We start from the raw sequence: 15,879 nt of genomic DNA on the forward strand, positions 1-15,879 counted from the left end.
ATACTCGAGTGTAACTAGATTTAAACATTTTAAAACGGCCCAGAATAGTGATTTACCTTTAAAATATAGCTTAGAAAGGAGCAAAAGCAGGCATGCTCCTTTCTAATAAATGGTTATACTGATACTTCCTCAATACAGAATCAACTATGAAAGGCTTTATTTCTTAAAAACGTACCAATCGGAATCTAGATAAGGTAAGCTGGCCGCTGTGAATATGTTTATTTGCTCCTTAACAAATCCAATCTACATAATTCCTCAAATTTCTACACTTACATAACAACTCTTCATTGTGAATTTAATATAAATTTCCCATTTAATTTTTTATATTGACTGGAACGTTTAACTTAATCAATTGTGAACCTGTCCACATAATATAATAACCATGCAAGGCTAGTATTTAGCAATGTTTGAATTAAAACGATTTGGATGTAATAGGCACGTGTAGTATGTAATAGAACAGTTTCTAATTTAGCATAAAATTGGAGTGAGGGAATATGGATACAACTCCTATTGAACCTCATGGGGGAAAGCTGATTCAATGAGAATTAAAAGGACTTGAACGAGAAAATATCATAAAGAACGCCATACATTTAAATAAGCTCACAATCTCAAATTGGAGCATATCTGACATTGAATTGATTTCAAATGGAGCTTATAGTCCACTTCTCGGTTTTTTAGGGAAAAAGGATTACGAAAATGTCATTAATAATATGCGGTTTATCTATCGCGGCCTACCTTGGACAACTCTCCCCCTTAATATTAAGTTTCTCTATTCTCAATTATGTACCATTGTCTAGCAAAATTACAGAAAAACATTAGAACCTTAATACAAGGCCATGCATATCTTATTTGCAAAAGATGTTTCCTTTGCATAATACCTGTGAGAATTAAATTAATACAAAATTAGAAAGAGAGATTTTTTTCAAAATGAAGCTTTTTAAGTCCAGATTATAACTTTGTAAACAAACTATATTAGTAAGATGAGTTTAATAAACTATTCAATGAAAAGTTCAAAGCTAATAAATATTGCTAAAACGTAGTAAGTAACCACACGGCCCATCATACTCCTCTAATTTATGACTCCAAAAATCCTAATATATTTCTCAATATTAGATGTATTATTTAGACTTTGAAGAAATGGATAGAAGTTGCCTATTTTCGAATTACGATTAGTATACAGCGAAAATGAATGAAAGAAAAAAGAAAACCACTTCGGATTACAAACTGAAAATCTCATTGAGGCGTGGGCGTGACAGCCTGAGTGGATAGCCAAGCTATATAAGTGTACGATATCCTAGCAATTTGTCATTTGACCTCATAATCCTATAGGTATTCAATTGTTTTTTGGTTAATTGAGAGCACTTGTCTGTAATGATTCATACAGTTAATTAGTGGAAGACGTTGAAATTTAAACCATTTTACGGACGCGTTATCAAACAACAAATATTATTTACTGAGTCCATATAAGCGGTATATATCAACAAAAACATCGTACCTCTATTTAAACGACATATTTATAAATAGGGGATACAGTAGTAAAAAACAGTTTTGTTTGCATCCGGAATTATTGGTAGATTGAATCCTTATGGCGTTGTTATAGGTAAAATAATGATTTTGAATCTCCCATTCCTAATAAACCCTTTATTTAGATCATGATGTCATAAGAAAGGTGTGGTTATTTGTCAAAAAAATGGCTTTATTTACCACTTGAAGTTACAACTAGAGAATTAGATGCAAAATTACTATTAACGTATTATTGTGTAAAGCAAAACATAAATATAATTCTTGCAGAACAAAAAAAGTTAGCCGGAATAAAAGACTGTTTACCGAAAGGAATTTATTTGTCAAAAGGATATGCTGGTCCAGTAAATAGAAATCGTATACGTAATGCAAAGAAGCTAGGCCATATTGCTGTTGAGTTGGATGAAGAAGGGTTAATTTGTAATCCAAAATCCTATTTAAAAAATAGAGTACCTGAGCAGCACTTTAATGTACTTGATCAAATATACTGCTGGGGAAATCTTCAAAAGTCTACACTTGTAAAAGGATACGGTAGTTCTGACAAACTATTTTTAACAGGACACCCTAGATTTGATTTACTTCAAAAAAAATTTCGCGGTTTATATAATGATGAAGTAAAAAAACTTAAAAATGATTTTGGGAATTTTATTCTAATAAACACAAGATTTGCAAAAAGAACAAAATCTAAATTTATACAGACGTTATATGAACACTTCATACGAATGATAAAAGTATTATGCCAAACGTATCCCAATCATAAAATTGTTATTCGTCCTCATCCAATGGAAAATGTTGATAGCTATAAAAATGAATTTAAAAATGATAAAAACGTAATTGTTGTCCATGAAGGAAATATAGTGAAATGGAATTTAGCTGCCAATATCGTTATTCATAATGGTTGTACAACAGGTATTGAGGCTTTTTTACTGGAAAGACCAGTAATATCTTATATGCCCATAACATCTGAAGAACATACTGATGAAAATGTGGCCAATGAACTTAGTCATAAAGCTACTAATTTAGATGATCTTCTATCGTTAATAAATTCTTTTTTGTCTGATGGTAAAAATAATTCAACTTTTGAACAGCAGGATATTGGAAAAAAAAGGGAAATTCTATCAAACTATTATGCATCTATGGATGGAACATTCGCCTATGAAAAGATATTACGTTTAATAAATAACTTAAATACTAGTGGAGAGCATACATTTAATAAATCGAAATTTCAGGCTCTAACTTCGAAACAGCAGAATGATAATGAACTCAAAAAAGACCCTATGTTCCTTTATATAATGAGTTTTTTTAATAAATTAGATGAAATAGAAAAATGTAAAAGCGAAATAACAGTAAATAAACTAGGAAGTAATTGTTATTTAATAGAATTAAATAATTTAGAAAAAAGGTAACTTTATAAAAAATCAATCTGTTAGGTGATTTACTGTATTACACAAACTTATACCCAACTTCGCCTCAATGTGTGAGACAAGGTGAGATGCAAGAACTAAAAAGAATTTAAAATTGAGTACTCGGGTTATCTGATCATATTGTTATCATAACGCTTGTTTCTCAGCAACATAGATTTTGCATATTAGGATTCGGAGTGTTTAAAATGAGAAAGATACTGTTTATAACAGGTACAAGAGCAGATTATGGAAAATTGAAGTCTTTAATGAACCAAGTTGAAAAAAGTCCCCATTTTGAACTATATATCTTTGTAACAGGTATGCATATGCTTTCAGAATATGGGTCGACTTGGAAGGAAATAGAAAAAGATAGGTTTAATAACATATATAATTTTATTAACCAAAAAGTAAATTCAAATATGGACATTGCATTAAGCAATACTATTTTAGGATTAAGTAATTATATAGATGAATTGAAACCTGATATGATTATTATTCATGGAGATAGACTTGAAGCATTAGCTGGCGCAATTGTAGGTGCTTTAAACAACATAAGAGTAGCACATATTGAAGGCGGAGAAGTATCTGGAACAATTGATGAGTCTATAAGGCATTCAATTACAAAACTGTCACATTTGCATTTAGTAAGTAATGAGGAAGCAAAAAAGAGAGTTATTCAATTAGGTGAACCTGCTGATTCTATTTTTATTATTGGTTCTCCAGATATAGACATTATGCTTTCAGATAATTTACCGACAATAGAAGAAGTAAAGAAAAATTATGACATTTCATTTGAAAAATTTGCTATTTTAATGTTTCATCCTGTAACAACAGAAATTTATAATCTTCATAATAACATTAAATGCATTGTTGATACACTAATTAGTACGAAAAAAAACTTTATTGTTATTTATCCAAATAACGATCATGGGAGTAATATCATAATTAATGAATATAAGAAACTTGAAAATAATCGGTTTTTTAAAATATTCCCTTCGATGAGATTTGAATACTTTTTAACACTATTAAAACATAGTGAGTTTATAATTGGAAATTCAAGTGCAGGTGTTAGAGAAAGTGGAGTGTATGGCATTCCTTCAATTGATATTGGAAAACGGCAAGAAGGAAGATATTCACCAAATGAATTAAAAAATATAATACATGTTAATGATAATGAAAAAGATGCATTGCTAAATGCAATTAATGAAACGAGTAATCACAAGATAATAAGTAAAAATTTTGGTGATGGAAAAAGTGATGAGAAATTTATGAAAATATTAGAAGGAAACCAAATATGGGAACTTGAAATACAAAAAAAATTTAATGATGTCCAATTTTAGGATAATCCTATTAACATAAATATTTTTTGGATATTCATAATTTTTAATAAAAAATAAACTAAAGCTTTATTGGATTTTAAAACGTAAGATTTCATCAGTCAGCTCAGCCATGCAATATTGTTAGATTATGAGTTAATCCATTTCTTTTGATGAAGTGGCATCAGAAAAGACAACATCCAACAGATTTATTTATAGTCCATTGTGGAAAAATTTGGTGCGTCCAAAATATAGCTCTTTACATTTTTGCATACCTAAATTGATCCATCAGCTTCGTCTATGAGGACTTCCTATTTGCCTCTCGAAATAGGTGAACGCAATGCATTTTTCTTTGCCTTCCACTTGGTTCACTACGACTCGATCAGGATCTTTCGTATACTGAATTTTTTCATCGCCTGTTTAGGGATGCAAATGATGTATTTTACTGAACTGTCATCCAAACAGCTTACAAAGTATCATGACGGATCCCCCCTGTCAAGTAAAAGTTTTTAACCCCATCATTTTTAAACTTAAATCATTTCCATGGCTTTATCCCGCATGCCCCTGGACATGCGAGTATGGAGGAGTGAAGAAAATGAATCAATTTAATATAGGAAAAAGAACTGTTGGTGAGGAGTACCCACCATTAGTAATTGCTGAAATAGGAATTAATCATGGAGGCAGCTTAAAAGTCGCGAAGGAAATGGTAGATTCAGCGAAAAGAGCAGGAGCTGAAATAATCAAGCATCAAACACATATTATAGAAGATGAAATGTCAATGGATGCAAAAAAAGTTATACCAGGGAATGCCGATAAGTCAATTTATGAAATTATGTCGGAAGCTGCCCTGAATGAAGAAGATGAATATGAATTAAAAAAATATGTAGAGTCACTGGATATGATCTATTTATCAACGCCTTTCTCCAGAGCAGCTGCAGATAGATTAAATAAATGGGGAGTATCAGCTTATAAGATTGGTTCAGGTGAGTGTAATAATTATCCTCTCATAAAACACATTGCTTCTTTCGGGAAACCAATAATTCTTTCAACAGGAATGAACAATATCGAAAGTGTAAAAAAAGCAGTAAAAATAATTGAAAGCTATCATGTTCCATATGCGTTGCTACACACAACAAACTTATATCCAACTCCGCCAGAGTTGGTTAGGCTGGCTGCAATGATGGAGTTGAAAGAGAACTTTCCTAATGCTGTTATTGGATTGTCCGATCATACAATTAATAACAATGCATGCTTAGCAGCAACTGCGCTAGGTGCCTCTATCTTAGAAAGACACTTTACTGACTCGAAGAATAGAAAAGGTCCGGACATTGTCAATTCTATGGATTCGGAAGAGATGGCAGAATTAATAAAAGGTGCCTATGAAATTTTTAGAATGCGTGGAGGAAAGAAAGAAGCTGCTAAAGAGGAAAAAGTTACAAGTGATTTCGCCTTTGCTACAGTAGTAGCAATAAAAGAGATCAAAAAAGGTGATCTTCTAACTGAAAGTAATATTTGGGTTAAAAGACCTGGTACAGGAGAGATAAAAGCAGAGTATTATGAGTCAATCCTTGGAAAGAGAGCGAATGGCTATATTTTAAAAGATCATCATCTTAATTGGAATGATATTGAGCAGTAAAACGGCTTTGTTTGTAACGGAAACCCGCGCTGATTATGGCAAAATAAAATCTTATCGAAATTCTAGAGCTGGGATTTGAGAAACGGGTATATAAGATTCCTCTATAGATTTTTGGGAAAAGACTATTTGGAACATCTTAGATGAGCTTCACTTATAATAACGTATGTTGAAAGGGCAGGTGAAAAAGATGAATTATAGTAAAATCTTTTCGCTAGAGGATAAGGGTGTAATAGTATCTGGGGGGGCTGGATATCTAGGGTCTAAAATTGTAGAAGGATTATTGGACTTCGGAGCAAAGGTTGTTATTGCAGACATGGTTGAAGAAGATTCCCTGGAAATGTTAAACGATAAAGAAAATTTTAATAAATTGTTTTTTATTAAATGTGATTTACTTAATACAAAATCAGTGCAACAAATGTATGAAAAAGCGGAGCAATTATTGGGATCAATCGATGTTTTGTTTAATTGCGCTGCATATACAGGTTACGGTGGCACAGGGGATGCGGATCAAATGTCTGACGAAATATGGAATCAAGGCATCGAAGGTACATTAGGTATGACATTTCGTTGTATTCGCGAAGTTATTCCATTTATGAAAAAGAACTTAAAGGGAAGTATTATAAATTTTGGTTCACTATACGCTTTTATTGCTCCTGATTTTAGGATTTATCCTGAAGGATTTAATAGTCCTCCTAATTATGGAGCAGGAAAAGCTGCCATAGTTCAACTAACAAGGCATTGTGCATCGCAGTTTTCGAATTTTGGAATAAGAGTAAATAGTATTACACCAGGCTCTTTTCCTCATCCCGAAACTCAGGAACATGATTTGTTTATGAAAAACTTAAGTGACCGAACAATGTTGGGGAGAATAGGATATCCTGAAGATTTATTAGGAGCTGCTATACTTTTAGCTTCTGATGCATCATCATACATGACGGGCGCTAATGTAACTGTTGATGGAGGGACAACAGCGTGGTAGAAAAAACCATTTCCCTTTCAAATGTAAATTTGAAAGTATGTTTTGTCGGAATGGGATCAATCGGTACAAGACATTTAAAAAATCTTCAAAAAGTAGCAAAAGAAAAGCAGTTAAATTTGGAAATACATGCTTTACGAAATACGACTAATAAATTAACTCCGGAAAATGAAGCAATTTTAAGTAAGCAAATAAGTAATATCTCAGAAATCGAGGATTCTTACGATATTATATTTATCACTAACCCAACAGCTATGCATTATGACTATATTAAAAGTTTAGTAAATTATGGGCAAAATATGTTCATAGAAAAACCTCTATTTGATCATACGAAGTATGATGTAGAAGATATTAATATTAACTCAGAAAGTATATACTATGTTGCTGCACCAATGAGATATACGGATACATTTTTATATATTAAAAATTTTATACAGAATAAAAAAATCTTTTCTGCAAGAATTATTTGTTCTAGCTTTATGCCTGAATGGCAAAAGGGACGTGACTATACAAAAAGTTTTAGAACTGATAAAAAAGCAGGAGGAGGTGTAGATATTGATTTAATACATGAAATAGACTATATGGTTGACTTGTTTGGTCTCCCTAATAGCGTTAAAAGAGTTGCCGGACACTACTCCAACTTAAATATGAATGCGTGTGATTTAGCAGTCTATATTTTTAGCTATAATAATTTTGTTGTAGAAATGCATTTGGATTATTTCGGAAGGTTTGATAAAAGGGAAATTGAACTATATTACAATGATGATGTTGTAATTGGAGATTTTATTAATAAAGAAGTTAAATATTTACGTTCAAATAATATTGTTAAATTTGATTCAAGCGAAGATCATTATTATCGTGAGATGTCTGCATTTATCGATATGATTTTGAATCGTAATCATACTAGGAATATTAATGACATTTATAATGCATATAAAGTGCTTAAATTAGCTAAAGGGGAATTATAGTATGAATATATTAATAACGATATGCGGCAGGGCAGGATCAAAAGGTGTAAAAAATAAAAATATAAGAAATTTTATGGGTAAACCACTAATTTATTATTCTTTAAAAATAGCAAACATGTTTCGTGAATATAAAATGAAGGATTATGTCACGGACATAGCTGTAAGTAGTGATAGTGACGATATACTTAATTATTCAAGTGCATATGATTTTGTAAATGTAATAAAAAGGCCTTTAGAATTAGCAATGGATGATACACCTAAGGTTCCGGTTATTAAGCATGCTACTTTGACAATGGAGAAATTAAAGAAGCGAAAATATGATTATGTTATAGATCTTGATATCACTTCCCTCTTAAGAAAAGTAAATGATATTGAAAGAGCGCTCAATCTGTGTGTTGAAAGTGCTGGAAAGTATGATTTAGTCTTTTCGGCTGTAGAATCCCGAAGAAATCCGTATTTCAATATGGTGGAAATCGAAAACGGTTTTGCAAATAAAGTAAAGGACTCCGATTTTGCTTGTAGACAACAAGCACCAGAGGTATTTGATATGAATGCATCCATCTATTGTTTTGATCGAGATTCCCTATGTAATAAGTTGGAAAGGATTTCTTTTGAGGGCCAAAGCGGAATGATTCAAATGGAAGATACTTACGTAATTGATATTGACAAAGAAAAGGATTTTGAAATATTAGAGCTGTTAGTACAGCACTATTATTTCGATCATTTCCCAGAATTATTTACAAATTAGCTATTTACACAAACCACAAGGAGGGTGCAAGCTATGAAGGTTAACTGGTTTATTGCCCGAGGGCGATTAACGGATGTACGTTGGCTACACGGCTAGCTACCCTACTTGATGAGGTATTAGTGGTTGAATGAAGAAATCCATATTGATAAAACGAAAAGTCAAGAAAACTAAATTTGCTGTTGATTGATCGACGTTTGGAACGTAAAATCAAAATCTTTTATTTCCTTCAAATGTGGAAAGGCTGCGACCTTTACCATTAAATCCAAAATCCTTCGCAAACTGTTCAAACTTTGCATTCACTTTCGCTGGACGATGCTCTATTCTGGCCTCATCCATGACTGATTTCATACTATCCGTAAGGATTTCTGCAGGCACCCCCGCCAAAGCCTTCAAAGGCTTCTGATAAAAAAGAAAAATAATACGCTTTGGGACTTCGATATACTCATGTGAAAGGAACGAAGCCTTGACCTGGACAGGACCAATACAACTACATTTATGTCGATCTGTTCGCCATCTTTTGTCTCAAATCGAATGTTTTCTTTCCAATCCAATTGGGCTTGTTGGCCCGGAAAGGGTTTCATAGCGGACTGTCCCCTTAGGAGAAGCAATACGCTTGTCCGCCTCAAAGTAAGCTCTAAATTCTGGTATGCGTGCAATATTCGCCCGAAATGCCTAAGCCCCACACTCCAAACCATGATGATCCTTTAAATACTGCCAAAGTACACGGCGATAGTAAAACACCTGCTTGGAATCCTTCTACAGGAGGGCAGCGATGATTTCATAGTACTGATCAACTTTAGAAGGTTTTTCACGGTTCCTTTTTGGCACAAAACCATTTAAGTATTTTTTGTGGTTCGCCGATCCGCCCCTAATTCCTCTGCTAGTTTGCTTTTATTTATTTTCATTTTCAAATTCTCCATTAGTTGTTTAAATGTTGGTAAGTCTAGTAGACTCTTAATCTCAAAATCTTTATCAACATTTAATGGTATGTACATTCTAACCACCTCGAGATTAGTATGTAGAACACTATCAATTTGGTACATCTTTATTCAAGTGTTACTGTACATATTTAAAGAATCATTTCTACTAGAGATGTGGGAAAGGGAAAAAGATCTTTATCCCCTTCCGTCAAACCAATTTGAAGCTTGTTAGTTACTTTCATGTAAGGTTAATAAAACTTCTCTCATCCCAGTTGAAATCAACCGTTTATTCTGTGCCCTCACGTTTTGCAGGACAGGCCGTGTGGGCAAAACATTTTTTTGAATCGTGTAATCGTAGAGGCTCGAAACGAAGTGATTGCTGAACACCCTCGGTCCTACGAGCGCAATCAGATGATTACATTTCTTGATCACTACCTTGTAGTACTACCAAAGAAACCAAGGGCAATTAGGGATGCCCACACATTCCATTCTTCCGAAGTGCCTAAAGTATTCAAAAGGTTCCATTCGAAATTGCGGGAGCAGGAAGGGCCAGTTAGTGACCGGAAGTTCATACGGCTACTTCTCCTTCATCGCGACATGGAAATTGATAGCTTAACACAAGTTTTTCTCTGAAGGTGCTAAATACACCATTTAATTTTTAGTGCTTTTATTTATTCTGTCTTGCTTTTGGATAAATTGTTCCATTTTTCCCCTTTTTTTATTGCCCAAGTTTTCTATCTTCTCTTCTAATAGCTGTTTGCCATAATTATATAATTCTATATCTAACTCATTATTTTTCTTGATGATTTCGATTAGATGTGCAGGGAAGTCTTCTCTTGATGGACGGCTTTTTGTGACATTTTTCTTTTTATAATAATAATCTTCCCAGCCTAATTCTTTAGCAAATAAATATATAGACTCGTCAAACATCTCTGTTATACCAACAATCGAAAAGTAGTTCTTTAAATTTTCCTTTGCTATTTCTATAGCATCTTTTGCTCCCCCTGAGATAAAAAAGGTTTGCCTGTTTGAAGTTCGTCCCGTGAATTCTTCTGACAAGACAAATTCTTCAAAACTCATGCTTTTTACTTTTTCGTAAGAAATATTATTCGGTTTTCGTACTATAAAATAGTATTCCGAAATGACATGCTCAATCGGATCTCGTAGCATGGTGTAATAATTGTACGGCCTTTCGTTAAGATAATCATGAATACCAAATAGTACATGGCCATTTATACATTTTATTTTTTCCATTTCTTCTTTAGATAAATTTTTAAGTGACTCAATCATCTCTTCTCTATTTCCAATACGTAATTCTTGTGAATCATAGTTTTTTTTCAGGATGCTACGCAAGGTAGATCCCGCTGATTTGGGGATATGCAGAAAGATAGCAACTTTCTTTTCGTTCATGGTTTTCCTCCTCATAAAGCTAATATAGAATGATATACTTGTAATGTTTGGCGGGCTGTTTCTTCCCATGAGTATTTCTTCACATGTTCTATTCCTTTTTCACTCATCTCCATACAAAGGGAAGGATTGTTCATCATTAACTGAATTTTGTCTGCTATATCGCACGGATCACAAGGGTTAAAGTAGATAGCTGAATTTCCTAACACTTCTTTCATTGTATCCATGTCAGAACTTATAACCGGGACTCCATATGACATAGCTTCCAGTGGAGGAAACCCAAAGCCTTCATATAAGGACGGAAATACAAATAATTCACTGCCACTATATAAAGCTGGTAAAAGTTCTTCAGCTATATACCCTAAAGGTTTAACAAATTCCTGAAGGGACAGTTGATTTATAATTGATTGATATTCTTCCGCTCTATTTCCTGTTATCACTAAATTCAACCTTTCCTTCAGTCCTTCAGGCAGCAAGCCGTAAGCTTTAATTAAAGTTTCGACATTTTTATATTGCTGGTTTCTTCCCATCGTAAAAATATACGGCTGATCTATACCATAATTCGCTTTCATGAGTAATTTTGCTGTTTCCTCAGGTATTCTTTTAAACATAGGATTTATTCCTTGATAGATGACTGAGATCTTTGTACTTTCGACTCCCGTCCATTCTACAAGATCTTCCGCAGTTTTATTGCTAACTGAAATGATGTGCTTTGCACAATTTACGTAGTGAGGAAACAAATCCTTCCATCTATTGACGATTTTTTCAGAAAATTGATTACGGAATTTCCACGGAATAATATCATGTACAGTTGTAACAAAGGGGAAATCCAAGGGTTGAAAGTAGGTATTGCCAGAACGGGTATTGTGAAAAAGGTCCACATTGTATTGTTTCATAACCTCGGGTATAAAATTCGTTTCCCATTCCCTGCTTTTCATCTTCTTAGAAGGTAAAACGATAAGATTTGGATATTCCCCCAATTGGATATTTTCTGCATTAGTCAACACGAAATATCTTGTTGTTTTATCTAAATTAAGAAGGTTCATGATTAGATTATTAGTGTATCTTCCGATTCCTGTTCCTTGATTAGTTACCTCTCTTCCATCTATAGCAATTGACAGTTCAGAATAGTTGGTTCCTTCCTTCACATGATTAACTCCTTTTCTCAATTCCTTTTTCACACTATTGTACTTCCATTTATTATTAAAGTTCTTAATCATTGCGTCCGAAATTTTTAGACATAAAAGTTTTAATGGAATTGCAATGTTTTCCTGCTATATAGGTACCATATGAAAATTTCAAAAAAACGAAATGAAAATTTAGCTTCCAATGAAAAAAAAGGCTCGTCTGTAAAATGCTTGTTAATTTTGGGGATGAAAACCAGTTCTCCCTATTTACGGATTAACAAATGGCACAGCAAACCATACCATTTAAGTCCAACCGCATATAATATCCCATCGTACAAGATAAAGGGGTTATTGACTATGAAAATCATTCTTCTATCTGGAGGTTCAGGAACGAGGTTATGGCCATTATCAAACTCAGTTAGATCAAAGCAATATTTGAAATTACTTCAAAGTTCTTCTGGATACGAATCAATGATACAGCGTATTTGGAGACAGTTAAGTGATATTGGGCTCGTAAAGCATACTTATTTGTCTACGAATAAAGAACAAGTTGATAGTATTTACAACCAGTTGGGTAATGATGTGCGTCTAATTATTGAACCTGAACGAAGGGATACCTTTCCTGCTATTGCTTTGGCTGCAGCTTACCTTCAATCTGTTGAAGGCATAGAAAACAATGAGGTTATTTGTGTATTACCGGTTGACCAATTGGTAGATAACCAGTTTTTTTCTGTCTTAAAACAACTTGAACAAATTCATGTTAGAAACAACGCTGAAATATCACTCTTAGGACTTGCGCCTACTAAACCTTCAGAGAAGTATGGATATATCATTCCGGATCATACCAATGATCAATCTTGCCAAAAAGTAAAGCATTTCATTGAAAAACCTTCAAAAGATTTAGCAGAGAGGCTTATCCAAAGTAAAGCATTATGGAATTGTGGTGTTTTTGCGTTTAAGCTCCAATTTTTAATAGACCTGTTAAAAAACAAAGATTACCCAACGGATTATATGGACTTGGTTTCAAACTATGCACAATTGCCAAAGATTAGTTTTGATTTTGAAGTACTGGAAAAAGCCCAAAATGTTATAGTAATGCCTTTTGATGGATACTGGAAGGATCTCGGTACCTGGGGGGAATTTACTCAGGTCATGGAAACGAATATCAAAGGAAGAGGGATATTAAGTGATGATTCAAGTAATGTTCATATCATAAATGAATTAAACATTCCTATCGTGATTAATGGATTATCTGATGTTGTATTGGCGGCTAGCCAGGATGGAATCTTAATTTCTCACAAAGACAAAAGCTCAGCTATTAAAACGCTCGTGAATCATATAAATGAAAGGCAAATGGTTGAAGAAAGACGTTGGGGTTCTTACCGGGTTTTGGATTTCCTAACGTTAGAGGATGGAAATAAGGTTTTGACAAAATCGATTTCAATTCATTCGGGTAAAAACTTAAGCTACCAGACACACGCAAAAAGAAGTGAAGTATGGACGATCATATGGGGTACCGGTCTCTTCGTGTTAAATGAAAGAATAAGAAAGGTTAAGCCGGGTGATGTACTCGAAATTCCGATAGGCGCTAAGCATGCGGTAAAGGCATTGACGGATCTTCAATTTATTGAAGTTCAAATGGGAAGTGAATTATTAGAAGATGATATTGAACGGATATGCATGACTTGGGAGGATATAGAAAAACTGTCTTGGAAAAATGAACATTTTCCTTACGAATCACCGTAAAGGTTGGGATATGAATATGGCCAAAAGGAAAAAAGACATCAAGATAAAACTAATTGATTTCATTTCAGACGCAAACCTGGAAAAACATTGGGGGCTGACCGTTAAAAATGCTGAGCAAGTCAGGGCAGTAGTAAAAGTTGAGACAGATAAGGGTACCTATGCCCTCAAAAAAGTTGACCATAAACCACAAAAACTACATTTTATTTACGAAGCCCAGGAACATCTGTGGAAAAATGATTTTCACAATCAGCCGCGCTGGCGGATTACATGTAATGGACAGTCCTTTGTTCCTGCAAGTGATGGTAATTTTTATTTTTTAAATGAATGGATTGATGGAACCGAGAGCGATATAAGGAAACTGGATCAGTTAAAAGAAATAATGCGATTACAAGCTGCCTTACACCATTGTTCAGTGGGTTTTTCACCCTCACCCTATGCAGTCATAAGGACAAAATGGCATGGTTGGGATAAGAAATATGAATCGGCAGTGGAGAAATTAAAATCTCTATATAATGAAGTGAAACAACAACCTGAATCACACTTGGGTTCAGTTTTTCTCGAGACAGCACCGGTCATGATTAAAATGGCAGACGACGGGAAGAAACATTTAAATGCAACCGCCTACCAACAGGTTCTAAATCAAGCCGTTATAGAAAAGGGATTTATCCACGGTGACTTTGCCTACCATAATCTTATCCGTTCAAAAGACGGAAAAATGCACGTAATTGATTTTGATTATTGTTCACAAAATTTACGTATCCACGATGTTGCCCGTTTTTTAAGAAAAGTGATGCAAAGGGCTAACTGGGATATTGATCTCAATTATACTATTTTGCAAGCTTATCATGAAATAAATCCTCTTTGTAAAGAGGAATTAGAAGTTTTAAAAGCAGTCATGCATTTACCGAAAAGCTACTGGAAAATAGTTGAACGAAGCTTCATAACACAGCGCTACACACAAGAGAAGACAGTACAAATGATAAGCAAAGAAGCTGCTACATTCGATAAACGCTTAAAATACCTAGAGTCTTTCCCAACAAGGCTTTAGGGAGGGAAAGGGTTATGAATAACCAGATTATCAAACAAGAGCTGGAGCTTAATGGTTTCACCTATGATGTTTTATCGGAATACAATATGGAGGTAATCGATGCTCATCAACTGCGAAAAGTGCTTCGGCTTCAAACAACTACAGGAGATTTTGTCTTAAAGAAATTTAAATTGTCCCAAAAGGAACTACTTTATTCGTTTGCGGCAATGAGTCATGTAAAGCAGAAAGGGTTTCCAGTGCCTGAAGTAATTCCTAACCGAAGCGGGGAATTGTTTGTACAAAGTAACAACAGCCATTCATTTATGATGGAACTGCTCGAAGGACGAGAAATTCAATATTCGGATAAAAATGATTTATCCCGTACCGTACAAAGCCTTGCAATCTTTCATGAAGCTACTCGTGGATTTCAACCACCATACTGCCCGGGAAAAACTCAATGGGGAACTTGGAAGGGGCATTTTATCGAGCGTATAAAGGAGATGCAAATTTGGAAGGCTGCATCAGAAAAACAAGAGACCATATTTGATCAAATGTATGCGAAACATGTAGACTTTGCAATCAAAGAAGCTTTATTTGCAGTCCGTCTTTTATCAAATTCACGATATCAGGAGATCAGCCTCTACGAAAAAAAATTAAATGGATTTTGCCACCATGACCTTGCAAACCACAATATTTTGATATCGGATTCACAACAAATTGCCCTTATCGATTTTGACTATGCCATCAGTGACATTAGGACCCATGATATAGCGTCACTAATTTTAAGGAATATGAAAGACTCATGTTGGGATTTGGAGAAGGCGTTATTCATTTTAAAAACATATTACGGAGCCACGCCACCCCATGACGGAGAAGAACGTCTAATCCATGCTATGATTCGTTTTCCTCAGGACTTTTACGAATTAGCCAGATTTTATTACGTTGAAAAGAGGAACAATATACAAAAATTAGAAACAAGGCTTATTGGATGGTTAAAGCAACAGGAAAATCGCAAAAGCTTCTTACAAAAATTTGAAACAAGTGCCGCAAAATTATTGAAAGCACTTTGAAAAGAGGAGAGTCA

At 34.0% G+C, this 15,879-nt stretch carries 13 protein-coding genes and 1 pseudogene; 11 read left to right on the forward strand and 3 right to left on the reverse strand.

Going from position 1 to position 15,879, the window contains the following annotated elements:
- Positions 1–569: 569 nt before the first annotated feature.
- The 7 genes from CUU64_RS02385 to CUU64_RS02415 all read left to right on the forward strand — a co-directional run bounded on the left by CUU64_RS02385 (position 570) and on the right by CUU64_RS02415 (position 8,568).
- The gene (locus CUU64_RS02385; protein WP_101631680.1) at positions 570–797 is read left to right on the forward strand and encodes a hypothetical protein; all 228 of its coding nucleotides are present in this window, start codon (positions 570–572) and stop codon (positions 795–797) included.
- 882 nt (positions 798–1,679) lie between these two features.
- Positions 1,680–2,927: a surface carbohydrate biosynthesis protein gene (locus CUU64_RS02390; RefSeq protein ID WP_101631681.1), complete on the forward strand. Its 1,248-nt coding sequence runs from the start codon at positions 1,680–1,682 to the stop codon at positions 2,925–2,927.
- A 203-nt stretch (positions 2,928–3,130) separates the two neighbouring features.
- A complete protein-coding gene (gene neuC / locus CUU64_RS02395; RefSeq protein ID WP_101631682.1) occupies positions 3,131–4,264 on the forward strand; it encodes a UDP-N-acetylglucosamine 2-epimerase in 1,134 nt (377 codons plus the stop codon).
- Between the two features lie 571 nt (positions 4,265–4,835).
- Positions 4,836–5,876, forward strand: coding sequence for an N-acetylneuraminate synthase family protein (locus CUU64_RS02400; RefSeq protein ID WP_101631683.1), 1,041 nt, complete (start codon positions 4,836–4,838; stop codon positions 5,874–5,876).
- Positions 5,877–6,063: 187 nt separating this feature from the next.
- Positions 6,064–6,855, forward strand: coding sequence for an SDR family oxidoreductase (locus CUU64_RS02405; RefSeq protein WP_180954436.1), 792 nt, complete (start codon positions 6,064–6,066; stop codon positions 6,853–6,855).
- Entirely contained in the window at positions 6,849–7,820 is a 972-nt protein-coding gene (locus CUU64_RS02410) for a Gfo/Idh/MocA family protein (RefSeq protein ID WP_101631685.1), read from the forward strand. Before CUU64_RS02405 ends, CUU64_RS02410 begins: the two co-directional genes overlap by 7 nt.
- A 1-nt stretch (position 7,821) precedes the next feature.
- A complete protein-coding gene (locus CUU64_RS02415; RefSeq protein ID WP_101631686.1) occupies positions 7,822–8,568 on the forward strand; it encodes an acylneuraminate cytidylyltransferase family protein in 747 nt (248 codons plus the stop codon).
- A gap of 258 nt (positions 8,569–8,826) precedes the next feature.
- Here the strand turns inward: CUU64_RS02415 and CUU64_RS02420 are convergent.
- A pseudogene (locus CUU64_RS02420) lies at positions 8,827–9,563 on the reverse strand (transposase); the annotation flags it as partial.
- A gap of 264 nt (positions 9,564–9,827) precedes the next feature.
- On the opposite strand from CUU64_RS02420, the gene CUU64_RS21645 reads away from it, so the two are divergent.
- Positions 9,828–10,121, forward strand: a complete 294-nt coding sequence (locus tag CUU64_RS21645) for a hypothetical protein (protein WP_142383586.1) — start codon at positions 9,828–9,830, stop codon at positions 10,119–10,121.
- A gap of 18 nt (positions 10,122–10,139) precedes the next feature.
- On the opposite strand, the gene CUU64_RS02425 is transcribed toward CUU64_RS21645, so the two are convergent.
- Both CUU64_RS02425 and CUU64_RS02430 read right to left on the reverse strand, forming a co-directional pair.
- Positions 10,140–10,898 carry a sulfotransferase family 2 domain-containing protein gene (locus tag CUU64_RS02425; RefSeq protein ID WP_180954437.1) on the reverse strand — a complete coding sequence of 253 codons (759 nt, stop codon included), beginning with the start codon at positions 10,896–10,898 and terminating at the stop codon, positions 10,140–10,142.
- Between the two features lie 11 nt (positions 10,899–10,909).
- Complete coding sequence (locus tag CUU64_RS02430; protein ID WP_180954438.1) at positions 10,910–12,043, reverse strand: glycosyltransferase family 4 protein; 1,134 nt, start codon at positions 12,041–12,043, stop codon at positions 10,910–10,912.
- A 336-nt stretch (positions 12,044–12,379) separates the two neighbouring features.
- Here CUU64_RS02430 and CUU64_RS02435 point away from each other — a divergent pair, with 336 nt between their 5' ends.
- The 3 genes from CUU64_RS02435 to CUU64_RS02445 are packed head-to-tail and all read left to right on the forward strand — an operon-like array spanning position 12,380 to position 15,865.
- Positions 12,380–13,768 (forward strand): sugar phosphate nucleotidyltransferase, encoded by a 1,389-nt coding sequence (locus tag CUU64_RS02435; RefSeq protein ID WP_101631689.1) that lies wholly within the window; start codon positions 12,380–12,382, stop codon positions 13,766–13,768.
- 16 nt (positions 13,769–13,784) lie between these two features.
- Positions 13,785–14,816 (forward strand): CotS family spore coat protein, encoded by a 1,032-nt coding sequence (locus CUU64_RS02440; RefSeq protein WP_180954439.1) that lies wholly within the window; start codon positions 13,785–13,787, stop codon positions 14,814–14,816.
- A gap of 14 nt (positions 14,817–14,830) precedes the next feature.
- Complete coding sequence (locus CUU64_RS02445) at positions 14,831–15,865, forward strand: CotS family spore coat protein (protein ID WP_101631691.1); 1,035 nt, start codon at positions 14,831–14,833, stop codon at positions 15,863–15,865.
- Positions 15,866–15,879 lie beyond the last annotated feature (14 nt).

The organism is Bacillus sp. V5-8f (genome assembly GCF_002863565.1).
Classification (GTDB): Bacteria; Bacillota; Bacilli; order Bacillales; family DSM-1321; genus Peribacillus.